Below are 26,183 nucleotides of genomic sequence, written 5' to 3' on the forward strand. Positions count from 1 at the left end.
CCGATGCTTGTTGGCCTTACTCTTAACGAATGGCTGTTGTTCATCGGTTGGAGTTTTTTAAATGGTGTCACATTATGTTCAGGACAATGCTAAAAATTTAGGGAATACCATGACAGCCGAAACCATTTATGGTTATGGAGATAATTTTTCCCCCCATGCTAGGTGTATAAACGTAATTAAAAATTGTGACCGTATACCTCTATCTTTTGCAATTCGTGTAGGCAATAACCCTACGTTCACTTCTTTATCGGGATCTATAGTCTCTCAAGTAATCATGAACGGGACTACCCCGTGTTCGCTTTTTTATCAAGCATTAAGCGCAATAACGACAACTACCACGTTAACTATTTGTGAGGAAAAAGAGAGTGATAGACGTACAGATCAATGAAGTACCTCTTAAGGAACACAGCCCTTCAATGGATAACTGTCTGGATGAACAAAAGTTACTTTATGACATGCTGCTGTCACGGGAATTTGATAATCGTAGTGCGATAGTCACACGACAAGGCCGAGCTTGGTTCCATGTGTCGGCTGCTGGACATGAAGGGCTGGCAGTACTGCCGCAGCTTATGGAAAAGAATGATGTGCTGGTTCCTTACTATCGTGATCGGGCATTAGTATTAGCGCGTGGTATGTCTATTGTTGAAATGACAAGGGAACTGATGGGGAAGGGCACTTCCCATTCAGCCGGCCGCACCATGTCGAATCATTTTTGCTCCAAAGAACATAATATCTTCTCGGTAGTCAGCTTGACCGGAACCCAATGTATTCCTGCGACTGGAGCTGCTTGGGCAAGCGTGTTGGACAATAAAAATGGGCTTGTCGTGTGTGGTGTCGGCGATGCGGCAACCCGGCAGGGAGAGTTTTATGAAGCGGTCAGCTTTGCGGTTGAAAGGCGTTTGCCAGTGGTCTTTGTAGTTTCCGATAATAAATTGGGTATTAGTACCTCAACGGAGAAGATGGCTCCGTATCGATTGGGAATATTTAACGAGTGTTTGATTCGCCGTGTTGATGCCCGCAAGCCGGAAACGTTGTTTCCTGTTGCACAGGAGGTATTCAATAAGGCGCGTTTTGAGCGGACTCCCTGCATATTGGTTTGTCGTATGGATCGGTTAGATTCTCATTCCAATTCAGATTCTCACAAACTGTACCGTACCCCGGATGAGCTGGAGACACTACAGGACCCGATTGAAAATTACATCGCCTATTTGAAGGAAAAAGGGGCGATAACTGAGCAGGCGCTGGCTGAACAAAAAGAGCGCATTAAAGCTGATGTCGCGGAAATATTTGAGCGTGTTTATCACGAAGAAGAACCTGATCCTGCAAGCGTCAGTACCTATTTATGCAATCGTGAAGAAAAGCCTACCGTACATGTTGAGATGGAAGCCGAAGAGACACAGTTTAAAGCGGTGAATCAGGTTTTGGACGAGGCGTTGAGCCAGGATCCGAAAGTGCTGATATTTGGTGAGGATATTGAAGACCCTAAAGGGGGTGTTTTTGGTTTCACCCGTGGCTTATCCACTCGCTATCCTGAACGCGTTTTTAATGCTCCCCTTTCAGAAGCCACGATTATTGGTTCGTCTGTTGGGTTATCCGCTTGTGGTTGGCGTCCAATTGTTGAACTGCAATTTATTGACTTTGTGGGGTTAGGTCTCAATCAGTTACAGTCGCAACTTGGCACGTTAAGTTGGAGAACGGTAGGTAAATGGCGCTGTCCGGTGGTGATATATGCGCCTTATGGCGCTTATCTCCCAGGAGGCGGTATATGGCACAGCCAAAGCTCGGACGGTATCTTAGCGCATATTCCCGGTATTAATGTTATGGTTCCAACGACACCGGCTGATACCGTCGCCTTGTTCCGTACCGCGTTAAGCCTGGACATGCCGAGTCTGATCTTGATTCCTAAACACCTTATGAGAGAGCGCCATGAGCGTCGGCTGGTGAGTCCAGTGTCGCTTGGGCAGGCAAATATCGTCAGGGCAGGAAAGGATATTACGCTGGTTGCTTGGGGAAATACGATTCAGCTTGCGACGATGGCGGCTCTTCAAGCGGAAAAAGACAATATTGACATTGAAGTGATTGAATTACGTAGTCTGGTACCTTGGGATAAACAACGGATTGCGGAATCTTTGCGCAAAACCGGGCGGCTTATCGTTGTGCAAGAGGATACCCGGACGGCCAGTGTGGGTGCATCCATTATTGCTGATATTTTGGATGAGAATGACAATTTCTTCTCTCTACTGGCACCGCCTCGTCTGGTGACACGTGAAGATATTCATATTCCTTTTAATCCTTGTTTAGAAAAAGCTGTTTTACCCGGCACGGATGACATTTTAGCTTCCGTCTATGCGGTAATGAGCTAAGGAGAACTTATGGCACAGTTGCTTATTCCCCCGATGGGAGAAGGAACCACTGAAGTCGTCATCATCCAGTTACTTAAGCAGGTGGGAGATCATGTCAAGCGTGATGAGCCTGTTTATGAAATGGAGACGGATAAGGCCGCCTTTACCATTGAATCCGATGTTGAGGGGATCTTGGAAAAATGGTTGGCTGCGGAAAATGATATTATCCCTGTTGGATCGCCTATTGCGGTCATCAGAGCTGTCGGTGAAGTGGCTGAGCCTTCCCCGATCAGTGAAGAGTTAACGCCTCCGCCGGAGAAAGTGGAGAGAGTGGAGGAAGTAGAAAAAGTAGGGCAAGTAGAGGCTGTTCCTGAGGTATCTGCTCCTCCTGCGCGTATTCCGCCAAAAACCCGTCAATACGCACAAGAACATCAAATTGAGCCGCACATTCTTAATCAATTGGCGGAAAAATATGGCACATTATTGCCTGGTCATATAGATGATTACCTTCGACAACACCGCGAAACCAAGCCATCAGAAAAGAGCAATGCAGAAGATGGCAATGTTGGTTTTCTGTCAAGAGATCAGCAGCGCCTTAATCGAGCAATACGGCTGAATAGTGCTACTGTACAGCCGTGCTGGGCAGCTAAACCCTTATCGATTGAACTTGTTGATAACGCCATTCATCATTTAACGGAGACTTCCGGGCAGCAAGAGTGGATAACGCCATTTCAGGTCATCACTTATGCAATTTCTCAGGCATTGAAAAAATTCCCAATGTTGCGTTCGAGGCCGCTTGATCAAGAGCGCTATCACACTTATACCGATATCAACCTGGGTATTGCGTTTCTGGATGAAAAAGGCGATTTGAGCTCATTAAAGGTACCGAAAACACAGACAATGGACTTTTTTGAGTTCAGACAGCATCTAAATAGCGTACTTGATCCAGATGCAGAAAAATTGCCTGTCGATGTTGATGTTCCTATGATGGTCTCATATACCGGTAACGATGGCGCCACCTTTGCCGTACCGGTTATTGTGCCGCCGTCCCAGTCAACATTGTTCATTGGTGCTCCTCACAACAAAGAGATGAACCTCGTTCTGGCATTTAATCACTATCTGCTTAATGGGGTAGAGGCGTCTGAGTTTCTGACCGAGATTATTGCTCAGGTTCGTACTCTGTCTGGATCACGATCAGTTGCACATCAGATAGAAGCTAAACCGGTTAAATCGGTTGCTGGGCAGTTACGTACGCTGCTGGCGGATTTCCTGAATTGGGATGAAGATTTTACTGAATCAATGATGCAGCGCACTTGGGCTGATTTGGGTATTGATTCGCTCAAGGCAGTCAAACTAGCAGAGCGGATGTCAGGGCATTTTCGTCGAAAATTATCGCCAACGCTGTTCTGGCGTTATAGCTCACCGCATCGATTGATTGAATATCTTGACACTGCCAAAACTGAACTGACTGAGAATAAACATTCCTTAGATGACTTTATTAATGCGATGCGTAGTCTTGATGGCGAAGCAGCATTAAGGTTACAGCGCCTCATAGAAGGAGGAAAGCGTGGATAATCTGCATCACATATATCATTCGCTTAGCCCGGATGAACAACGGATAGCTAAATCTGCCTTGTTGGAACATTTAAGTTCCATTACCCCCTCAGTAAGTAGTGCGGGTGATACCAAACAGATGCCTATTGCTATTGTGGGCATGGCTTTCCGACTTCCTGGGGCGGAAGATTCCCCAGAGCAAATGTGGGAGATCTTAAGAGCTGGACACAGCGTAATAAAAGAGATTCCCGAACAGCGGTTTGCATCCGGGAAGCCTTACGTCATTCCGTTGCCTAAAAAAGCCTTAAAAGCTGGGTTGCTTGATAGTATTGATGGTTTTGATGCGCCATTCTTTGGCATTTCTCCACGAGTCGCAGCCATGATGGACCCGCAACAGAGAATGTTGCTGGAATTGACTTGGCAAGCGATCGAAGATAGTGGTGCTAATCCGCTTGGTTATTCAGGATCAAAGACGGGTATTTTTATTGGCTCGTGCAGTAATGATTATCGTGAACTGGTTGCGGCTGATATGGCGATGGCAAATGCTTATGCAACGCCAGGGACACTGAATTGCCTGCTGGCTAACAGATTGTCATTTTATTACAACTTTATTGGTCCGAGTTTACAAATTGATACTGCGTGTTCAAGTGGATTGACAGCACTGACGCTCGCGGTGAATTCATTGCGTTCTGGGGAATGCCAACAGGCGATAGTTGGCAGTGTTAATTTATTGAGCAACACATTCAACATGGCTGCTTATTACCGGGCGGGAATGTTATCTAAAGATGGCTGTTGTAGAGTTTTTGACGCAGATGCTAATGGCTTTGTCCGTGGTGAAGGGGCTGTGTGTCTGTTCTTGAAAACGCAAAAACAGGCATTGGAGGATCGGGACCCTATTTATGGATACGTTCGGGCATCGGCGGTCAATCATGGTGGGCGTGCTAATTCACTGACTTCACCTAACCCGGAACAACAAATTGCGTTAGTCAATGATTGCTTGCAACAGGCTGGCGTCTCTGCGGAACAAATCAGTTACCTTGAAGCACATGGAACGGGAACCTCATTGGGTGATCCTATCGAGTTCAATGCGCTTAATGAGATCTTTAACCGCGATGAATCAAGAGAAACGCGACAACCTTGCTATATTGGCTCAGTAAAAGCCAACATTGGGCACTTAGAAGGCGCTGCGGGGTTAGCTGGCATCGTTAAAGTTTTATTAATGTTGCAGCATAAATCCATTGTGCCTTGCGCCGCGTTTCAGCGTTTGAATCCTGAAATTGATAGTGTGGATTCGCGCTTACAACTGGCTACAGAGGAAAATCCTTGGCGGGTGGGGGCAGGACAAAAGCGTTTCGCTGGGCTGAGCTCTTTTGGATTGGGCGGCAGCAATTCCCATGTCATTTTGGAGGAGGCGCCAACTCAAGTGCAGCAACAGATTAAAGCCAATTTGGAGGGGTATTATTATCCCATCTCGGCTAATAGCCAGGCATCGTTACAAAAAATGGTGGCTATGCTAGGGGATTTTATTGAGAACGATGAAAACATTGAACTGTCGGCGGTTAGCTGGACATTACAGTTTGGCAGGGCAGCGTTATCTTATCGGGCATTATTTGTTGCAACATCACGGCAGGATCTACTCAGGCAGCTACGAGATTTTGCGTCGTCTGCTTCAACCAAAGAAGATCAGCTGCATATGGCAGAGGATGACTCTCGATTCTTATGGTTACAAGGTCAGGATATAGATTGGCGTACCTGCTGGCCTTCCGGTCAGAAACCGTTGCGTATTCGATTGCCTAAATATGCTTTTGAACATCGGCACTACTGGTTGCCTCACAATGAATCTGTGGTTGCAAAACAGTAGGTAGTGAAGCGGAACAGGAAAGTCAAAGAGTATGGTGGAAACCCCACAATCTCGGCAGAGGTTGTGGGGTTTCTTTTAGGTGTAATTTATACCCTATGGATTTCAAGTTAGAAAACTTGAAGCTTGGGAGCTTAATGTGATCTGCTCAATAAACTAAAATAAAAGAATTGCGTTTTTATATCTCTGAAATAGTTATTTTTAGTGAGAGTTAAGGTCAACTTAATTAATGCCATTATTGTCCTGATTGAATAATATAATTAATCTAACTTTTGATTGATATTACTTTAAGCTGAGATTATCTTCTACAAAGAAATTTAAAATAAGAGTTTTATAGTGATTGCTATCACAGAGTGCGTTTTTGTAAAATACTACTATGGAATTACATATTTCTATTTGATATATTGTTAATAACCAGTTAATTTCTTTGTTGATATGAATTTGTGATGATTGAAACTTTACTGGGAAATATTATTTTATTTAATAGATGGATAGTCACTTTAAAATAAAATTTTATTTGTAGAGATAAAAGGAAGGTAATATGGAACTTATTAAAAATAGATTCTGTCACTGGAACGGTGAACATCTCGTTGTAGATACAATGGCGAAAAGTCATAAAATGGTTAACAGTATGGGAACGGGCGAGGGATTAGTTTCGTTTGATGGTTTTGGTGCTGATCTAATTCGTTTCAGCAAAGATGAAGGAATGCAGAATCATACTCACTTAGGGCATCATATCTTATTTGTACTCGCAGGAACGGGTTATGTTATTTATGCGGGTAAAAAGCATGAAATAGAGCCTGGAGTTTGTTATTTTGTGAATGGGGAAATAGATCACGCGATTAAAGCAACTAGTGATTTGGTTATGCTGGTTGTTGGTAATAATCATTGTGCGGTTGATTCGCAAGATAGGACGACGTTGGTGCCATATAGAGAAGGAACCCCAGAAGAATTAAAGGTTTAACTTGGGATAAATTGAATTAAACATGTGCTAGTGCTTGGTGAGTTGCGAGAATGCCATGATATTCTGCCAGATATTATATTCATAAAGATAATTACAAATCAGGATAAGTCATTGGAGTGATAAAAGGATGATATAAGATTTTTTCAATTAATATAATATGGGCATCTTATGAAGGGGATCAGGTACTAGCCTATGAAACATTAGATTTACTGGAAATAAAATGGAGAAATATATTAGAGATAATATGCTATTGTAATAATAAAGGTGGAAATAACGATTGAAATTACTTTAACCTAACATTTAAATTGGAAAATAATTTCAATGAATGGTGGTAATGAGTTTTCGAATTGAAATTAATTTAAATAACCTGAGTTCTGGTTAAGCCGTTACTAACATATCCATTTCTAAGCAGGAAATATTCAGTGACGTTGTTCTCTTTGAGACAATAAGCTATCTGTCCCTCTAACACATTTAACATTAATCCTTGCACACTACAGTATCGTGAATATTCTATCTGGGAAATATTGGGTATCCGTATTTGGGGATTGATGAACTGACTAAAGGACTCCCTTTCTAGATATTTATAGCTCGCATTTAATGGTTGAGTAGTGTCAATCTTAGTGCTACGGTAAATAGTATTATCATTGTTTCTCAGGCCATTACAAATGCCAACTATCAGTGAGTTTTTTGGCATCCTGATCCGGATGTATTAACCATAATCCGCCTCTCAACAAGATTGAACCACTGGAGAAATTATCATGCGCAGAATAACGAAAGTGGAAATAAAGCCAGAATACACCTTGGTGGTGACGTTCGATGATGGCACCTATGGAGAGGTGTGTATCGCGGATCGGTTGTTCGGACCCATGTTTGAGCCACTGAAAGAGCAGAAATTCTTTGCCCAAGCGCGTGTTGATGAATGTGGCGCAGTGTGTTGGCCGAATGATGCTGATCTGGCACCCGACGCACTCTACAAAAAGCTCAAATCCCACTTAAGGGGTAATATATGACTGAACTGTTTGCATCGCTTGCGTTTGGATATTGGTAAAAGCGAGCGTTTTAGTCATTTTCTAGAAGGTATTGATGGACTGACTAAAATACAACTTTATGAGTCGAATCTGCTTTTCGATATTATTTTTGAAATCAGATTTATAAACTCATTTTCGGTGTATTGTTCTAGTTTTTTTAATTCCATCTTACATACTCTCTCATTCTTACATACTCTCTCATTCTTACAGAGCTCAGTCCTTATAAGCCACTATTTCTTATTGATAATGTTATGCGAATAATTCATTTGATAGTAATTTCATCTAAATATTAATCACTTACAATAAAAGCAATGAAATACTACAAAGAATATTTAACTCTAAAATCAATCTTTCTTTGAAAGATAGAGTTTCTTCGCATCTTCTAAACTCATAGAATTAGCTCCTCCTGAAAAGTGTGGGTCTGCTGATTGAACAGGATCATCTTCCCAATGACATATCGAACATATTTCATATTCACCTAAACGTTCAATTGTCTGTTTACCACAACACGGACAAGTATTATATCCCATTATTTCCTGTTCCAATATTCTATTCAAATTTATTTTCAATTTAACTTTTTAAGCTGTTGATTAATGAATTGGCTCTCAGGAAAATCTCCTCTTTTTGACTACCACCAACGTACTTCTGAGGTGGGTAGAAATGTCACTTCTTTAACGCGCTCTGATAGATCATAGGTCGCACTGAGTTTTCTATGGACATCAGCAGGAATAATTATAGCTGCTACATTTTTCGATAATCTTTCCAGTTGCTTGGGTTTCAGTTCTGGATAAAGGTTTTTCCAGTAAGCCTGAACCGCAGCATCTGAAGGCATATGATCTGCATGTGTTCCATTCCTCAGTCTCCCCGCAAAAATCCACCTCAAACAATTTCACCGGCGGCTTACTCAAATACACATACACCGGTGGCATATTCGGGATGGGGAGTATCAGAATATAATCCCGAAAATCCTTCTCTTCCGGCATCGGCAGCGATTCAATACCAATATGATAGCTGTGTGAGGTATTAACCTTACTTAACCGTGATCAAAAGGATTATAAAAATCCTTTTGATCACTGACTTAATTGCTATTTTTTAAAGCCAGGTTTACCGCTTTTGGCTCGCCATTCTTTGATTTGCTTCACTATTCCTTCAGGAGAATCATCCTGACCAGACGATGGGTAAAAAAGGATATCAGTACCATCTGGATGCTCTGATAAACGGATAAAATCTTGAACTGCAACATTAGCTTCATCTTCCGTCGCATAGTCTGCATTGCATACTTTTCTGGCAAATTCTAAAAACTCAGCTTCTGTATAATCTTCTAACTTTTTATTTAACTTCATTTTATTCCACCTTTGCTTGAATGAATTTCGATATGCCTTTTTGGTGTTGTTACACGAAGGTTATCGAGATTATAGACTTCACCACCGTCTTTAATAAATTTAACATGATGGATCTCATATTTTTCTCGATTTCCAATGTGTTCCTGTCGTGGTGAATATGGAGAGTAACTCTTTTTTAAAAACTCTTTATTATGTGAATTAAATTGCTGAGACAACTCAGGATCATTACCAACCTCTTTCCAAAATGCCCTTCTGAAATCATCAAAGTTATTAAATCTCCTCCCTCGTAACTTATCCGCTATCTGGCTAGGGATGGGTGCCCCCATATCTTGTCCTGCGAGACTTAACCAATTACCTTCAACTCTTTGTCCTTGGCCAGTTACCACTCCCGGTTGGTTCCGAGGAGTATTAAACATCACATAAACTGGTTTCATTCCTGAACCGGCGGGAAATACCAGAATATAATCCCGAAAATCCTTCTCTTCCGGTATTGGCAACGATTCAATATCGCTGCCGACTTTATCCGGGATCGGCAATACGGTTATCTGTGACGGAATAAACGGCTGTTCCTCATTCCCGGTATGGGATGGAACTTTGAATTCCTGTTCGTTTGGTGTCCATAAAATCGTCGGCCGGTATTCTCCTGGTTCCCAGAACTCATAATTACCGGTGACTGGATTCAGTTTCATCATATGAACTGGCACTTTATCCAGACCACTTTCTGGGCTGACGTGATACCCCTGAACTGTCATCCTGCCGCTTTTTTCATCTCTGATCCAGCGAAAACGGACACGGGTCGGTGCTTTACCATACTGACTGGCAATTTCACTAAGATGATATTGGTTTAAGTAATCTTCTTCGCCTTCATTTAACCCCGATGAATAAAACAACCCCATTAACCCGACTGTCAACGGATTCGGCACCGCCAGCCAACGTCCGGCACTGGTAACGCCACCACCAATGAAACGCATCACCAGCGCTTCGCCATCCGCTACCGCGCTACGGGTCGTTGCAGCTACAACAGTTGCAGCGGCTTCGGACTTACCTTTGCTGTCGCTAAACCACCGTTTATACCACGGTAATTTTTTATCCTGTGGCTTATCCGGTTCTGGCGGGTGTTTCTTGCCTTGCGGAGGCTGTTCAGGCTTTGATTCCGTGACAGGAGCGGGCGATGATAGAACCTGATATATCCCCATTCTACCGAAATTATCTGCCGGTTCAGTCTCCGTACCGGCGTCGGTACAGCCTTTGCCCCGTTGACGAGATTTGGCAAATACCGGGATCGGTGGAGGCGGCGCTTGTGTCACCGGTGGAGGATTGGGCTGAACTGTTGTTGCTTCCTTCATTGGTGATGAGAAGTTTTGCGTCGCCATATAAGCAGGCGTTACCGCTTGTTGACGAGGCTGTTCCTGCTTCTCGTAGCTGTCCATAACTGAGTTAATAAACCGGGCCCGGCAAGGGCAGGTGCTGACACTATCCAATGTGCCAGCTAATCGTTGCCCCATATCAAACATATCTGATATGCCGCCGACAATCGTGTAAGTGCCGGGATGTTTACCACAGGTAACTTTATCCCCTTCACGCGCAGTTGCTCGCCCGTTAAATGTCATGGTGTGATCACCAGTGATAATCTGTCCGCCGCAGGTGGTTTTGTCACCAACGAGCAGGTAATACCCTATTGCCATCTACTTCACTTCTCCTTTGACTAACCACATTAATCTTTTGTTTAACTAAAATAATTACCGTATCGTTACAACTTAAAAGGTAATAATTGATCGGTAATGCAATATATTTGAGTTAAGGAGATATAGAAAAGTTCAGAAATTAATGAAAATAAAATCGAATTTTTTGCGGCTAGCTCTATCCCGCAAATACCCGGTCAAATTTCTCATTGTTCCAGCCATCGGATTTTTTCTCTTTTGTCATGCTAACCGCCATTTGATTCCATATTTTCTGATCGATAGCGTTTGAAAATCTGACAAGGAAAGCCGTGGCTGAAGATAGCGATCTTGAGAAAACAGAAGAACCCACGCCCCATAAGCGGGAAAAAGCCCGAAAAGAGGGGCAGATAGTCCGTTCCAGAGAGCTGAGTTCTATATTGATGTTGACCAGTGGTTTAAGTTTGCTCTGGATGAGTGGTCAGTCAATGACGCATGAATTGTCGTTGATGGTGTTTGAAGGGTTTAGCTTTGATCACAGCATGGTCAGCAATGATAAGCAGATGGTGCAACAGATTGGCAGGTTGCTGCAACAGGCTGTTTTGGCTCTGCTGCCAGTTTTTGCTGGATTAGTGTTAGTTGCATTAAGTGCCCCGGCGCTGTTGGGTGGGTTAGTGTTCAGTACTAAATCCATCAAATTTGATCCGAAAAAATTGAATCCCATTTCTGGCCTGAAACGTATTTTTTCAATGAATGCGTTGGCGGAGTTATTCAAAGCACTGCTTAAAGCGGGATTTGTCGGTATTGGTGCTGCTTTGTTCCTTTGGATGAACTGGCCTGCCATGTTACGGCTTATAGCTCAACCGCCATTGTTGGCGCTGGATGACGCTATGCAAATGCTGATATTCGCCGGTTATGTGGTGGTTTTCATGTTGATACCGATGGTGGCTTTCGATGTTGTTTATCAGATATACAGCCATTTGAAAAAACTGAGAATGACCCGGCAGGAAATAAAGGATGAGTTTAAAGAACAAGAGGGGGACCCACATGTTAAAGCGCGTATCCGTCAGCAACAGCGGGCGGCTGCCCGTCAGCGTATGATGGCGGATGTACCGAAAGCGGATGTGATTATCACCAACCCAACTCACTATGCTGTTGCGTTGAAATATGACGAAAAAGCGATGAGTGCGCCAAAAGTATTGGCGAAAGGGGCAGGGCTAATTGCTTTACGTATTAAGGAAATCGGTACAGAAAACCGCATTCCATTACTTGAGGCGCCGCCGCTTGCCAGAGCGCTTTATCGCCATAGTGAAGTCGGCGGGCATATTCCCGCGACACTTTATGCAGCAGTCGCGGAAGTCATTGCCTGGGTTTATCAATTGAAACGTTGGAAACGGGAAGGCGGCTTGAAGCCGAAGAAACCTGAAAATCTGCCAGTGCCGCCTGCACTGGATTTTGCTGGAGAAAATAATCGTCATGGCTAATCTGGCCTCTATACTTCGTTTACCGGGCAATATGAAAGGTTCGCAATGGCAAATGCTTGCTGGACCGGTATTGATCCTCTTGATTTTGTCGATGATGGTATTGCCATTGCCGCCATTCATGCTTGATTTGCTGTTTACATTTAACATAGCGTTATCAATCATGGTGTTGCTGGTGGCGATGTTTACCCGGCGTACGCTGGATTTTGCCGCATTTCCGACCATTTTGCTGTTCTCCACGTTATTGCGTTTATCTCTTAACGTAGCTTCAACCCGTATCATTTTATTGGAAGGGCATACGGGTTCTGCGGCAGCGGGGCACGTTGTAGAGGCATTTGGTCATTTTCTGGTTGGTGGCAACTTCGCTATCGGTATTGTGGTATTTATCATCTTGGTATTGATTAACTTTATGGTCATTACTAAAGGTGCAGGTCGGATTGCCGAAGTGGGCGCCCGTTTTGTGTTGGATGGCATGCCCGGTAAACAGATGGCAATTGATGCCGATTTAAATGCCGGATTAATTGGTGAAGAAGAAGCGAAGAAGCGCCGTGCTGAGGTGACGCAGGAATCGGATTTTTATGGTTCGATGGATGGCGCCAGTAAGTTTGTGCGCGGCGATGCGATTGCGGGATTGATGATCTTAGTTATCAACGTCGTTGGCGGCTTAATTGTTGGTGTAGCTCAACATGGTATGAGTCTGGGAGATGCGGGAGAAGCGTATACCCTGTTAACCATTGGCGATGGTCTGGTTGCACAGCTGCCTGCTCTCATTATTTCTACTGCGGCGGGTGTGATTGTCACCCGTGTAGCAACGGATCAGGACGTTGGTCAGCAGATGGTGACTCAACTGTTCAATAATCCCAGAGTGATGATGTTGAGTGCCGGTGTTCTCGGGTTGTTGGGTATGGTACCGGGAATGCCTAACTTTGTTTTCTTGTTATTTACTGCGGCGTTGGCAGGTCTTGGCTGGTATCTATATCGCCGCACTGATGCGCCGGCAATAAACACAGAAAAACCGAAAATAGAAGAACAACAACAAGCATCAGAAGCTTCATGGTCTGACGTTCAGCTTGAAGATCCCTTGGGTATGGAAGTGGGATATCGCCTGATCCCGATGGTTGATTTTCGGCAAAATGGTGAGTTATTGGGGCGAATCAGCGGTATTCGTAAGAAATTTGCCCAAGAGATGGGATATTTACCGCCGGTTGTTCATATCCGGGACAACCTTGAACTCGCTCCGGCGGGCTACCGTATTTTGATGAAAGGGGTGGAAATTGGTCGTGGTGAAGCGCATCCGGGGCGTTGGCTGGCGATTAATCCCGGTGGTGCCGTAGGGGAATTGCAAGGTGATATCACGAAAGATCCCGCTTTTGGCCTGTCTGCGGTTTGGATTGATGATAGCCTCAGAGAACAGGCTCAGGTTCAGGGATACACTGTGGTTGCCGCTAGTACGGTGGTTGCGACCCATATGAATCACCTGTTGACGCAATATGCGAATGAATTATTTGGTCGTCAGGAAGCTCAGCAACTGTTTGAGCGGGTCAGCCAGGAGATGCCGAAATTGACGGAAGACTTTATTCCTGATGTTGTTAATCTGACAACCTTGCACAAAGTGCTGCAAAATCTGTTGTCTGAACAAGTGCCGATTCGAGACATGCGGACAATTATTGAAACCTTGGCTGAACATGCACCTGGACAAACTGATCCTTATGAATTGACATCCTTGGTTAGAATCGCGCTTGGCCGGGCAATTGCTCAACAATGGTTCCCCGGCGCACAGGAAATTCAGGTGATCGGGTTGGATGCTGGCCTTGAACGCTTGTTAATTCAGGCATTACAAAATGGCGGTGGTCTGGAACCGGGATTGGCGGATAACTTACAACGGCAGGCGACGGAAGCACTGCAACGCCAAGAAATGTTGGGCGCGCCTCCGGTACTGTTGGTCAATCATGCATTACGCCCGCTGTTATCGCGTTTCTTGCGTAGAACTTTGCCTCAATTAGTGGTTTTATCTAATCTTGAAATCAGTGATAACCGTCAAATCCGTATGACCGCGACCATTGGTGGTAATGGATAGCGGTATCAATAGAATAGCAGGCCACTTTATTCCCAAATGGCCTGCTATCATCATCTTTCGATATTAATAGTTATTTTTAGTCAACAACACTAATTAGGGTAGGTAGATTCACATAATAAGTAAAAATGATTTTATCTATACGATAAACGAACTTCCTTTATTTAAAAATAATTCATTGGATGTTTTATATCATAATATTTTACGAGGAGGATTATTCGGCTTATTCATGACGAATAATCGTGTTCTGTTCTTCTGTCGATGAAAAAATTGTATTTTCTGGTTGATTTCATATTATATATTTATATTGAAATTTTGAATCCAAGCTATCAATTAATGCTTTTGTATAATAATATTTATTTAAATGTATTTATTTTAATTTCTCTATGTTGAGATAAGATTAAATATAAATAATGGATGTAATCTATATATTATTTATTTCCAATATACTTTTTGTTTGAAATTCACAAATGATGATATTATGTCCATAGTTGATGTTAAAAAGTTTTTTAAATAGCTCAAAAACAGATCAAGTCATACTGAGTAAGAATAATAAATAACGGGCTAAATAATCGAATGTTGAATAAAATAATGATAAAGGAAAGATAAAAAATAATACACAGAATTGGGTGACGAAAAAGGAAAATTCAGTAATATCGGATGCCCTAAACAATTCAAAAGGATGAGAGTTAAATATGTATAAAAATATGTTAAATCCCGTAACATTAAGAAAAACAGCAAACGGACCTCAACTAAAAGGAAATGAGGGAACATATGACACATCAATATTAAAAGGCAGCCCTGTAGGAAGAAGGGATATTGGGAATTCCGCACCATTACCCGCTCAAGCAGAAGTTTTTCAAAAAGTTGTTGACGAAAAAATAGCAAGCTTCAAAACAAAGGGAAATCCAATATCAATCGTTGTCTGGCACAATAGCCGGACGGGGCTTACCCATATCATGGATGGTCAGCATCGATTTATTGCTGCATGTATACTTGGAGTACCGGTTAATTTGACATGGAAAAAGTTCGGTATACCGCCTAATCAGATAGACTGGAGTGGTACAAAATTTTCAGATGGAATACCAGCTAAAACCAAGATATTTGGAAAATGATCGATTAAATTAATGTGTATTAAGCACAACTTGAGCTGATACAGCACTTTGAAAAATTGAGAGTTACCGGTTTTGGTATAGATTTGAAATCTTATAATAAAACGCCAGGTAACTCTCATACTCCATATTACCAATCCTATTATCAAATATACCCGTCATCTTTCAAGTTGCCTCTTTGTTGGCTGCACTCACTCACCCCGGTCACATAGTTCTCTATGCTCCCGGGGATTCGCTCCCTTGCCGTCGCGATCCATCTTGAAATCCATTGGGTATATATAAATCTGGAGAATGAGCTCTATTTTTATATTTTGTTAATTTTAAATTTCTATATTTTTAATTCTTTATAATTATCTATAAACTTCTCCATTTAAATGGGTTGTTGATTATATTAAAAAATCAGTTTTAATTATTGTATTTGGTTTAATTCGTAAAATGTTTTTATTATGTAGCAATGAAATAGTCCGGCATAAATATGTGACATTTATAAGTGCTATTGATTATTATGTTTGCTCTAATAAAATCTTTGGTTGATTAGTTTAGATCTAATTGAATTAATAGTTATTGCGATACCAGTGGAATATTGTTTAAACGATATCTTTTTATGTGAGATTTTTAAAAAAAAGTAATTAAAAATTTATTAAATGGCTGGCAAAAATTCATTTTTCTATAATGCTTAAATATAGCTGATTGTTTCATACGAAAAACGAATAACGTAGTCAAGTTAAATATTAAATAAGTGTTATCGGAAGCGAGTCTGCCGAGGATAGTTTCAGCTATAACACATAACCAAGGTCTGACTTTATTAATAGGGGGAACATTATGTCCACCGAACCGCCGCTATATCAAGAAGATATTGTCGTGATACATGTTGCCACACCCGACGATTTGGCGAAGTTTGCCGATCAATCGCTCTTCTGGAATGAAGAAACCTATGAACAGATGAAAACTGCCGAAGTGTTGTTTACACCAGCGGGAGAGATTTCACCTGGCCTGGGAATTAAATATGTCGCCACGCCCGGTGATTTGGTGAGGTTTGTCGATGAAGAGGGTTACTGGAGTGAGGAAACCTACGAACAGATAGAAGTTGTAAGGGTGTTGTTTATACCGGCAGAGAAAATACGTGGTGTAGGGATCAAACATGTTGCCACGCCCGACGATTTGGCGAAGTTTGCCGATAAAGAACTTTTCTGGAGTAAGAAAGACTACGAACAGCTAAAAGCCGCAGAGGTGCTGTTTGTACCCAGAGAAGGAATGCCCGGTTAGGGGGTAAACATATCGCCACGCCAGACGATTCGGCAAAATTTACCGATAAAGCGGCCAATTAGAATGAAAAGAAACATTAAGAGGGGGATAAAGCCAGAATATTGTTTATCCCGAAAATAAAAGAATAGAACGGCGTGTAATAACATTAACTTATCTGTCATTCGGAATTGGAGGTATTAATGGCTCACAACAAGACATCTACTACATCCAGCGAGAATAGTTTGTTGGATAAAGAGGAAGTTAAATCCTGGTTTAAATTATATTCCCTGCCGAAAAGTGAAAATTATGCTCAATTGGTGCAAATAGCGGCGGAAGGTCGACGTTTGGCCGGGCTGGACCCTGCTCAGCCCGATAATAATCCAGGAGCAGGTTTGAACCGAGATCTGGATGAAGTGAATTTACTCTTAGTGAATCCCGGTGATGGGGTGCATATCGGCGAAGACCGTGAAATTGCTGTCAATATTGATAAAAGCAGCGGTTTACAGTTCATTAATGGCGAATTGGGATTACGCCCCGACTTTAAATTGTCGCTGGAATTGTTTGAGAGTTTTACAGAGGAACAAAAAAGGGAGCTTTACCGTTGGCTGATTCATGCTGAGGAGATAGCAGCAAGTAAGGCGCAGTTGCCTGCGTTTGATTTGCCGACCAATGGTAACAATAAAAACCTTGGCGCTGTTGTCAGTGTCAGCGGCGATGGGAAAACTATCGCGCTTAGTGGGGCAGAAGGAAAGGATCCTGTATATCTCTTTTCTTATACCGATAACGGTTGGCGGCAGCAATTCGCTGATTACGTCAGTGGTTATAGCGGCAGAGCGTTAAGTTTGAATCGAAATGGTAATGTTCTCGCGGTGGGGATTGATAACCGGAACAGTGATGGTGGGCATGGTTCGGTGTTCGTTTATCGCAGATTGGCAAATGGCGCGTGGGAGAAATCTGCCAAACTTTGGCTTAGTGAGGCGAACGTTCAGCAGCATTTCGGTTGCGCTGTGGGCCTAAGCGCTGATGGCACACTATTAGCAGTAGGTTCTTATGGCTGGAGATCGGGTTTATTGGATAACTGCGGCGCAGTGTATCTTTATCAGTATGACGGGAAGAAGTGGTCACAGCTTGGTGAGCGTCTGACCTTATCTTCTCCGGCACAGGGCGATATGTTTGGCGGCAAACTTAGCTTGAGTGCCGATGGTTCAACCTTGGCAGTGGCGGCAACAGGGCGTAATGGTAATGGTGAAGTGACGATATTTCATCGTCACGGGGAATATTGGCAGCCGCAACCGCCGCTCAATTCGCTGACTTCGCCTTTAACCATCAGAAAAGACGACTTTGGCGGCAGTCTCAGCCTGAGCGATAGCGGCAATATTCTGGCGGTGGGGTGCCCGGGAGAGAAGAACAATGTTGGTGCGGTCTATTTGTACCAGCGTCACCGTAATGTATGGCAAGTTATGGGAATACTGAGAGAAGCGGTGACTGCCGGGGAAAGGTTTGGCAGCGAACTGTCTTTGAGTAGTGACGGCCAGGTGCTGGTGGTGTCAACACCTGTTGGTAAGAATGACACAGGTGTGCAAACCGGTGCGGTATGGTGGTTTATCTATCAGAATGAACAATGGATTATGCAAAGCAAATTACTGGAGCTGGATGGGGAATTAAACCATAAATTTGGTGCCGGTGTTTGTTTTAGCGGTGACGCCAATACATTGGCGATCGGTGCCAGTGGCTGGAAAAGTGGCGAAGGGAAAGTTTACCTTTACGACTAGCTAAATGAGGAAAAGACGATGGCGAAAGAGATAACAGATGAAACGGTCAGTCAGCTTGGTACCCACTTCGCCCCTGGAAAGATCCCGACTGAGGCGGCGTTTTATTCACTGATTGATTGGGCCACGTTGTGGCGACAGCTTTTTGGTTGGCAGGATGGTGATCAGGCTTATCATCCGGGGGGCGGTTTGCAGGTTATCGACAACCGTTTGGCGGTTAAGACTGGTAATGGCATCACGGTGAAACCGGAGGGGCTTGCGTTAAGGCTACAGCCCAATGGGGGATTGATGTTGGATAAATCTGGGGCGCTGTCGGTGGATGGTACTGTAGCAGTTTCAGCACAAGCTTTTAAATTGCTTCCTGAGGAGACGCGGAAACAAATTGCCAAGTTGTTATTGAATGCTGAGACAGAAAACAGATGACAGAGAATAGATGACGGTGACTGCCTAATACGGCTTTTGAGGACATATTATGACTGATAAAGAAATGAGTTCTGTTGACTCATTGAAAGCGAGTTTTAAGTCTGGTGTTCCGCCTATGCCTGAAGCATTTTCTCATTTGATTGATGAGGCATATAAGGCATATGAAATCATTGATGGTGATAAGCGGGATGGTCCGACCACAGGGCTGGGACGAGATGACAAAGGAAAACTGGCCCTCAACACTCACCATTCTGGCGGGTTAAACCTTGATCAGAGAGCTTTGGCACTGTCACTGAAGCCAGAAGGTGGGCTCTCTTTTGATGGAGGAAGGCGTCTGAAATTAGATGCCGATCGGCAGGTTCAGTTTGCCGATTTTTTCAGTTTATCGCGGTGGGAGCGGATGGAGATCGCACAGTTGTTGGGTTTGAAACGCAGTACCAACACCAAGATGACGCGTATTGTTGCTCCTTCCCCTAAAGAGAATGAACGCTTTGGCACTTCTGTTAGCTTGAACGCGGCGGGAGATTGCTTAGTGGTTGGGATGGGGAAAGTACTCTATTTGTATATGTGCCGGAAGGATGAGTGGTGGAATACAAGCACGCCCATTGTGTTTGAGGCTTATGGTGATAAATATCGCAGTGCTTCATGGAATGTCAGTCTGGATGCTGAGGGAGATAACCTGGCAGTGGGATACTCAGATGAAACTGGTGATCAAAAAGTGGAGGTTTGTGTGTATACGCGCACGAATGGTGTCTGGGATACAAAAAATCCCATTGTGTTTCCGATCGCGCGTTCTTATGGAAACTATGGTGTGAGTGTCAGCTTGAGTGCAGCAGGAAACTGTCTGGTGGTAATGGGGGACTATACGTTCTATGTGTATACACGCACAAATGGGATTTGGGACAAAGAAAACCCCATTCAGCTTCGTTTTACGGATGTTGGTAACGGGGTTACTACGATTTGTCTGAGTGCCTCGGGAAACTGCCTGGCAGTGTATGGAAACTATTCTTATCATCCCGCACGAAACACGGTTTATGTGTATACACGCACGAATGGGATTTGGGATGCAGGCTACATTAGGTTCGATCCCCCTGAAGATAGCTCACCCAGTTTTGGCAAGGTTTTTAGCCTGAATGCAGAGGGAGATCGTCTGGCGGTGGGGGCGGATGATGATTCACCTATTATTAATGGGAAGGTTTATCTGTATACGCGCACGAATGGGATCTGGGATACACAAAATCCCATTAAGTTTTCAGCTCCTGCAAGTGATGTAACAGATTTTGGCCGAGCTCTCGAACTGAATGATGCGGGAGATCGTCTGGCAGTGGGTGCAGCTTCCCGGGTGTATGTGTATACCTGTCTGAATAATAAGTGGAATATAGAAACACCTACGGAGATTTTGGACCCTTCGGGCAATTCAGACAATTTAAATGATTTTGGTAAGGCTATTGGCCTGAATAAGGCGGGAACGAGTTTGGTTGTTGGGGCAACGTCAGAAAGTGTCGATTCTAAGTCCAGAGCTGGTGCGGTTTATGTTTTTGAGGATGTCAAATAGAGGACAGAAGACAGAGAACAGATGACGGTGACTGTCTAATACGGCTTTTGAGGAAATATGATGACTGATAAAGAAATTAGTTCTGTTGACTCATTGAAAGCGAGTTTTAAGTCTGGTATTCGGCTTATGCCTGACGCCTTTTCCCACTTGATTGATGAAGCATATAAGGCATATGAAATCATTGATGGCACTCAGGGTGATGGCCCAACCACAGGGCTGAAACGAGATGGCAAAGGAAAACTGGCCCTCAACACTCACCATTCTGGAGGGTTAAACCTTGAACAGGGGGCTTTGGCGCTATCCTTGAAGCCAGAAGGTGGGCTCTCTTTTGATGGGGGAGGGTATCTGAAATTGGATGCCGATCGGCAGGTTCAATTTGCGGATTTTTTCAGTTTATCGCGGTGGGAGCGGATGGAGATCACGCAGGTGTTGGGTTTGAAACGCGCCATGATGACGCGTATTGTTTCTCCTTCTCCTAAAGCGAGGGAGTACTTTGGTACTTCTGTTAGTCTGAATGCCGCAGGAGACTGTTTAGCGGTTGGAATGATGAATAAAGTCTATGTATATACGCGCCGGAAGAGTGGTGAGTGGAATACAAGCACTCCTATTGTTCTTGAGTATTATCAAAGTGATCATTATGGATTTTCATGGGATGTCTGTCTGGATGCGGCGGGAGGTTGCTTGGCGTTGGCAGCTAGTGGGGCCAATAGTTCCGAAAAGAGGGTTGGTGTACATATGCGCACCAATGGCGTTTGGGATGTAGTAAAGCCCGTTTGGTTTCCGGCTCCGAGCCACACTGAAATCTTTGGTATAAGTATCAGCTTGAGCGCAGCAGGAGACGGTCTGGTGGCTGGATGCGAATACAAACCTGCGTTACATTCTACGTTCCATATATTTACATGTACGAACGGGATCTGGGATAGAGAAAATCCCATTAAGTTTCCGGTCCCTTTAAGTTCTTATGAGTTTGGCAAGGCTGTCGTCCTGAGTGCCGCAGGAAACTGTCTGGCGGTGCATGGTTACGATGATTACACAATAAGCACGATTTATGTGTATACACGTACGAATGGGATCTGGGATAGAGAAACCCCCATTAAGCTCAGTCACCTTGAAGGTCAATCATCTGTTTTCAGCAAGGTTTTTAGCCTGAATGCAGAGGGAGATCGTCTGGCGGTGGGGGTGGGTTTTTATAAGTCCACGAATATTGTTAGGGAGGTTTATCTGTATACACGCACAAATGGGATCTGGGATAGAGAAAATCCCATTAAGTTTTCAGCTCCTGCAAGTGATGTAACAGATTTTGGCCGAGCTCTCGAACTGAATGATGCGGGAGATCGTCTGGCAGTAGGAGCGTCTTACAGGGTATATCTGTATACCTGTTTGAATAATAAGTGGAATATAGAAACACCTACGGAGATTTTGGACCCTTCGGGCAATTCAGACAATTTAAATGGTTTTGGTGGGTCTATCGGCCTGAATAAGGCGGGGACGAGTTTGGTTGTTGGTGCAGATTCAGAGAGTGTTGATTCTAAATCCAAAGCCGGTGTAGTTTATGTTTTTGAGAATGTCAATTGATGACTGTAATCACTAAACTGGATATTATCTTCTATCGGCGGTATACAACAGAATATGGGTATATAGTAATTATTTCGCTTTTCACCTTCAAATATGGAAAATAAGTGCATGATAACATCTAATAAAAATAAATTAAACATAACAGGGACATATTGTAAAAGGATGTGGTGTTATCATTTCGGGTGATTTTATATTATTTTTAATTTGGTGGTAATTGTGTTTGTGAGGAGTTTTAAATTTATTTATTAACCATTATTCTTGTCTTTATATTGATTTTATTTTCGATTGTGAATTATTTAATATGAGTAATTATGATTTTGATATTGTTTGAGTATGTGCTAATTTTTCTTTAAAAATTAAAATGAAATACATTTATTGAATGATAATAAAAAGATTATATTTAAATAAAGATGTTTTATTATGTTATTGATTATTTTGTAATTTTTTTGTTTTTTGGTGGATTGATTTTAATCTAATTAACTTTATGGTTGTTGCGGTAATTATAGTTCTTGAGTTATTATTTAAGCGATATATTTTTATATGAAATTTTATAGGAGCAATTAATTTTTATTAAATAACTGGCAAAAATTTACATTTCCATAATGCTTAATAATATCAGATTGTGTTATACGAAAAGTTAATGACATATTCAACTTAAATATCAAATCAGTGTTATCTGGGATGTGTTTTTAGAAGATAGCAACATACCTGAGGTAGTCAGTGAAGTTAAGTAGCGCCAAACCGCAGGATATCGAGCTAAAAGGTGTGAAGGCATTAATTGTGGTGTATTTCGTAGTCAGTGCCGTCACTTAATTCCATCGACTTTAACGAAGTGGATAAAACATTAACAGAAACCGATAGCAGTGACTGTCTAATACGGCTTTTGGGGAAATATGATGACTGATAAAGAAATTAGTTCTGTTGACTCATTGAAAGCGAGTTTTAAGTCTGGTGTACGGCTCATGCCGGAAGCCTTTTCCTATTTGATTGATGAGGCATATAAGGCATATGAAATCATTGATGGCGCTCAGGGTGATGGCCCAACCGCAGGGCTGAAACGAGATGGAAAAGGAAAACTGGCCCTCAACACTCATCATTCTGGCGGGTTAAACCTCGAACAAGGCGCTTTGGCGCTATCCTTGAAGCCAGAAGGTGGACTCTCTTTTGATGGGGGAGGATATCTGAAATTGGATGCCGCTCGGCAGATTCAGTTTGCGGATTTTTTCAGTTTATCGCGGGGAGCGCGGATGGAGATCACGCAGTTGTTGGGTTTGAAACGTACTATGATAACGCGCATTGTTTCTCCCTTCCCTAGAACGGATGAGTATTTTGGTAGCTCTGTTAGCCTGAACGCGGCAGGAGACTGTTTAGCGGTTGGGATGAATAGTCACGTCTATGTGTATACGCGCCGGAAGAGTGGTGAGTGGAATATAAGCAAGCCGATTATGTTTGAGGATGTTGAAGATGATTTATCTTCATGGAGTGTCGGTCTGGATGCGGCGGGAGATTGTCTGGCGTTGGGAGACATATGGCCCGAAGTGGTTCGTGTATATACACGCACGAAGGGCGTTTGGGATACAAAACATCCCGTTGTGTTTCCGAGGGATGCTGTAAGATTTGGTGCGAATGTCAGCTTGAACGCCGCAGGAGACTGTCTGGTGGCTGGGGGCAAATACTCCTCTCCATTCCGTATGTTTATACGCAGGAATGGGATCTGGGATACAAAAAAAACCATTCTGTTTCCGGCCCCTTCGGATGCTTATGAGTTTGGCGCGATTGCCCACCTGAGTGCTGCGGGAAACCGTCTGGCGGTGTGTGATGATTACATTTCCGCGATTTATGTGTATACACGCACAAATGGGATTTGGGATACAGAAAACCCCATTAAGTTCCGTCGCCCTGATCATGAATCATCTAATTTTAGCAGGGTTTTTAGCCTGAATGCAGAGGGAGATCGCTTGGCGGTGGGTACGGGTTTTTATAAACCCTATAATGGGGAGGTTTATCTGTATACGTGCACGAATGGGATATGGGATAGAGAAAATCCCGTTAAGTTTTCGGCCCCTGTAAGTCGCATATCTTTTGGCGGTTCTCTCGAACTGAATGACGCGGGAGATCGTCTGGCAGTGGGTGCAGCTTCCCGGGTGTATGTGTATACCTGTCTGAATGGTAAGTGGAATATGGAAACACCTATGGAGATTTTGAACCCTTCAGGCAATTCAAACAATTTAAATGGTTTTGGTGGACCTGTCGGCCTGAATAAGACGGGGACGAGTTTGGCTGTTGGGGCAACGTCAGAAGGTGTTGATTCTAAATCCAAAGCCGGTGCAGTTTATATCTTTGAAAATATCAATTGATGACCGTATAGAAGACAGAAGACAGAGAACAGAAGACAGGTGACTGTCTAATGTGGCTTTTGAGGAAATGTGATGACTGATAAGTGATGACTGATAAAGAAATTAATACCGTTGACTCATTGAAAGCGAGTTTTAAGTCTGGTGTACGGCTCATGCCTGAAGCCTTTTCCCATTTGATTGATGAGGCATATAAGGCATATGAAACCATTGATGGCGCTCAGGGTGATGGCCCAACCGCAGGACTGAAACGAGATAGCAAAGGAAAACTGACCCTCAACACCCAGTATTCTGGCGGGTTAAATTCTAATCAAGGCGCTTTGTCCCTATCACTGAAGCCAGAAGGTGGACTCTCTTTTGATGGGGGAGGGTATCTGAAATTGGATGCCGATCGGCAGGTTCAGTTTGCGGATTTTTTCAGTTTATCGCGGCGTGAGCGGATAGAGATCACGCAGGTGTTAGGTTTGAAACGCACCATGATAACGCGAATTGTTTCTCCCTTCCCCAAAGAGAATGAGCATTTTGGCACTTCTGTTAGCCTGAACGCGGCAGGAGACTGTTTAGCGGTTGGGATGAATAATCAAGTCTGTGTATATACACGCCGGAAGAGTGGTGAGTGGAATATAAGTAAGCCGATTGTGTTTGAGGCTTTTGAAGATGAATATCATAGATCTTCATGGGATGTCTGTCTGGATGCGGCGGGAGATACCCTAGCGTTGGGAAACATGTTGCCGTATCCTGCTGATAACCGAGGGCGGGTTTGTGTGTATACGCGCAGGAAGGGCGTCTGGGATATAAAACATCCCGTTGTGTTTCCGATTGGAGTTGAATACTTTGGTGTGAATGTCAGCTTGAGTGCCGCGGGAGACTGTCTGGTGGGTGGGGGCAAATACTCCCCTCCGTTCCGTATATTTATGCGCCGGAATGGGATCTGGGATACAAAAAACCCTATTCCGCTCCCTTCGGATTCTTATGAGTTTGGCTGGATGGCCCACCTAAGTGCTGCGGGAAACTGTCTGGCGGTGCGTGATAACGATTCCACGACACGCACAAATGGGATTTGGGATGGAGAAAACCCCATTAAGTTCAGTGCCTCTGAAAATAACCTATCAGTGGGCAGGGCTTTTAGCCTGAATGCAGAGGGGGATCGCTTGGCGGTGGGGATGGAGTTTTATAAATCCACAGATGGGGAGGTTTATTTGTATAAGAGCAGGAATGGGATCTGGGATAAAGAAAATCCCATTAAGTTTTCAGCTCCTGCAAGTGGTGACGTAACAGATTTTGGCCGTTCTCTCGATCTGAATGCTGCGGGGGATCGTCTGGCAGTGGGGGCGGCTTCCCGGGTGTATGTGTATACCTGTCTGAATGGTAAGTGGAATATGGAAACACCGATGGAGATTTTGAATCCTTCAGGCAATTCAGACAATTTAAATGGTTTTGGTGGACCTGTTGGCCTGAATAAAGCAGGAACGAGTTTGGTTGTTGGGGCAATGTCAGAAAGTGTCGATTCTAAATCCAAAGTCGGTGCGGTTTATATCTTTGAAAATATCAATTGATGGCCATAATTGTTAATACTAAGTTCTAAGTTGAATGTGCCTGATCACGCATGCACCATTCCCGTTGTTATCGCGTTTTTTGCGATAAATCTCACATTTATTGAATATTTAGAATTGATCATGTTCTCAGCACTGAGAATAAATCTTATTTATGATAATATTACAGAAAGTTTTTAAACTGAGTGTATATAAAATGCTGGTTGCTCTTTTTTTATCGATATTTGTTATTTTTTTTATGTTATCTATGTTGGTTAATTATTTTTTTATACTAGGAAGAAATTTTAAAAAAACT

At 43.3% G+C, this 26,183-nt stretch carries 20 protein-coding genes; 15 read left to right on the plus strand and 5 right to left on the minus strand.

Features of this window, described 5'->3' with window-relative positions; translation table 11 throughout:
- The first annotated feature begins 365 nt into the window (after positions 1–365).
- The 5 genes from EAE90_RS08450 (at position 366) to EAE90_RS08470 (ending at position 7,728) form a co-directional block, all read left to right on the plus strand.
- Positions 366–2,363 (plus strand): dehydrogenase E1 component subunit alpha/beta, encoded by a 1,998-nt coding sequence (locus tag EAE90_RS08450; RefSeq protein WP_214053127.1) that lies wholly within the window; start codon positions 366–368, stop codon positions 2,361–2,363.
- 9 nt (positions 2,364–2,372) lie between these two features.
- Positions 2,373–3,917 carry a biotin/lipoyl-containing protein gene (locus EAE90_RS08455; protein WP_214053128.1) on the plus strand — a complete coding sequence of 515 codons (1,545 nt, stop codon included), beginning with the start codon at positions 2,373–2,375 and terminating at the stop codon, positions 3,915–3,917.
- A complete protein-coding gene (locus EAE90_RS08460; protein WP_214053129.1) occupies positions 3,910–5,757 on the plus strand; it encodes a type I polyketide synthase in 1,848 nt (615 codons plus the stop codon). The genes EAE90_RS08455 and EAE90_RS08460 overlap by 8 nt, the downstream gene beginning before the upstream one ends.
- A gap of 538 nt (positions 5,758–6,295) precedes the next feature.
- On the plus strand, positions 6,296–6,718 hold the full coding sequence (locus EAE90_RS08465) for a cupin domain-containing protein (RefSeq protein WP_214053130.1): 423 nt from the start codon (positions 6,296–6,298) through the stop codon (positions 6,716–6,718).
- Between the two features lie 758 nt (positions 6,719–7,476).
- Entirely contained in the window at positions 7,477–7,728 is a 252-nt protein-coding gene (locus EAE90_RS08470; protein WP_214053131.1) for a DUF2442 domain-containing protein, read from the plus strand.
- 95 nt (positions 7,729–7,823) lie between these two features.
- Here EAE90_RS08470 and EAE90_RS24645 read toward each other — a convergent pair whose 3' ends face one another.
- The 5 genes from EAE90_RS24645 to EAE90_RS08495 form a co-directional block, all read right to left on the minus strand.
- The gene (locus tag EAE90_RS24645) at positions 7,824–7,913 is read right to left on the minus strand and encodes a bacteriocin immunity protein (protein ID WP_214053132.1); all 90 of its coding nucleotides are present in this window, start codon (positions 7,911–7,913) and stop codon (positions 7,824–7,826) included.
- Between the two features lie 177 nt (positions 7,914–8,090).
- Positions 8,091–8,276 (minus strand): CPCC family cysteine-rich protein, encoded by a 186-nt coding sequence (locus EAE90_RS08480; RefSeq protein WP_011146154.1) that lies wholly within the window; start codon positions 8,274–8,276, stop codon positions 8,091–8,093.
- Between the two features lie 98 nt (positions 8,277–8,374).
- A complete protein-coding gene (locus EAE90_RS24455; RefSeq protein WP_343221346.1) occupies positions 8,375–8,629 on the minus strand; it encodes a hypothetical protein in 255 nt (84 codons plus the stop codon).
- Positions 8,630–8,831: 202 nt separating this feature from the next.
- Complete coding sequence (locus tag EAE90_RS08490) at positions 8,832–9,089, minus strand: bacteriocin immunity protein (protein WP_011146157.1); 258 nt, start codon at positions 9,087–9,089, stop codon at positions 8,832–8,834.
- Positions 9,086–10,774: an S-type pyocin domain-containing protein gene (locus tag EAE90_RS08495; protein WP_214053133.1), complete on the minus strand. Its 1,689-nt coding sequence runs from the start codon at positions 10,772–10,774 to the stop codon at positions 9,086–9,088. The genes EAE90_RS08490 and EAE90_RS08495 overlap by 4 nt, the downstream gene beginning before the upstream one ends.
- Before the next feature lie 305 nt (positions 10,775–11,079).
- Here EAE90_RS08495 and flhB point away from each other — a divergent pair, with 305 nt between their 5' ends.
- The 10 genes from flhB to EAE90_RS08545 all read left to right on the plus strand — a co-directional run bounded on the left by flhB (position 11,080) and on the right by EAE90_RS08545 (position 25,891).
- The gene (flhB, locus tag EAE90_RS08500; protein ID WP_036775755.1) at positions 11,080–12,231 is read left to right on the plus strand and encodes a flagellar biosynthesis protein FlhB; all 1,152 of its coding nucleotides are present in this window, start codon (positions 11,080–11,082) and stop codon (positions 12,229–12,231) included.
- On the plus strand, positions 12,224–14,305 hold the full coding sequence (gene flhA, locus EAE90_RS08505) for a flagellar biosynthesis protein FlhA (RefSeq protein ID WP_214053134.1): 2,082 nt from the start codon (positions 12,224–12,226) through the stop codon (positions 14,303–14,305). Before flhB ends, flhA begins: the two co-directional genes overlap by 8 nt.
- A 692-nt stretch (positions 14,306–14,997) precedes the next feature.
- A complete protein-coding gene (locus EAE90_RS08510) occupies positions 14,998–15,417 on the plus strand; it encodes a hypothetical protein (protein ID WP_214053135.1) in 420 nt (139 codons plus the stop codon).
- Between the two features lie 819 nt (positions 15,418–16,236).
- A complete protein-coding gene (locus EAE90_RS08515; protein WP_214053136.1) occupies positions 16,237–16,680 on the plus strand; it encodes a hypothetical protein in 444 nt (147 codons plus the stop codon).
- 179 nt (positions 16,681–16,859) lie between these two features.
- Positions 16,860–18,431, plus strand: a complete 1,572-nt coding sequence (locus EAE90_RS08520; RefSeq protein WP_214053137.1) for a WD40 repeat domain-containing protein — start codon at positions 16,860–16,862, stop codon at positions 18,429–18,431.
- A gap of 18 nt (positions 18,432–18,449) precedes the next feature.
- Positions 18,450–18,851, plus strand: coding sequence for a hypothetical protein (locus EAE90_RS08525; protein ID WP_214053138.1), 402 nt, complete (start codon positions 18,450–18,452; stop codon positions 18,849–18,851).
- A 46-nt stretch (positions 18,852–18,897) separates the two neighbouring features.
- Positions 18,898–20,406: a hypothetical protein gene (locus EAE90_RS08530; protein ID WP_214053171.1), complete on the plus strand. Its 1,509-nt coding sequence runs from the start codon at positions 18,898–18,900 to the stop codon at positions 20,404–20,406.
- A gap of 57 nt (positions 20,407–20,463) precedes the next feature.
- Entirely contained in the window at positions 20,464–21,981 is a 1,518-nt protein-coding gene (locus tag EAE90_RS08535; protein ID WP_214053139.1) for a hypothetical protein, read from the plus strand.
- Positions 21,982–22,874: 893 nt separating this feature from the next.
- A complete protein-coding gene (locus tag EAE90_RS08540) occupies positions 22,875–24,338 on the plus strand; it encodes a hypothetical protein (RefSeq protein ID WP_214053140.1) in 1,464 nt (487 codons plus the stop codon).
- Positions 24,339–24,421: 83 nt separating this feature from the next.
- A complete protein-coding gene (locus EAE90_RS08545) occupies positions 24,422–25,891 on the plus strand; it encodes a hypothetical protein (RefSeq protein WP_214053141.1) in 1,470 nt (489 codons plus the stop codon).
- Positions 25,892–26,183 lie beyond the last annotated feature (292 nt).

Origin of the sequence: Photorhabdus caribbeanensis, from assembly GCF_018448885.1 — a bacterium.
In the GTDB taxonomy this organism is placed as follows: Bacteria; Pseudomonadota; Gammaproteobacteria; order Enterobacterales; family Enterobacteriaceae; genus Photorhabdus; species Photorhabdus caribbeanensis.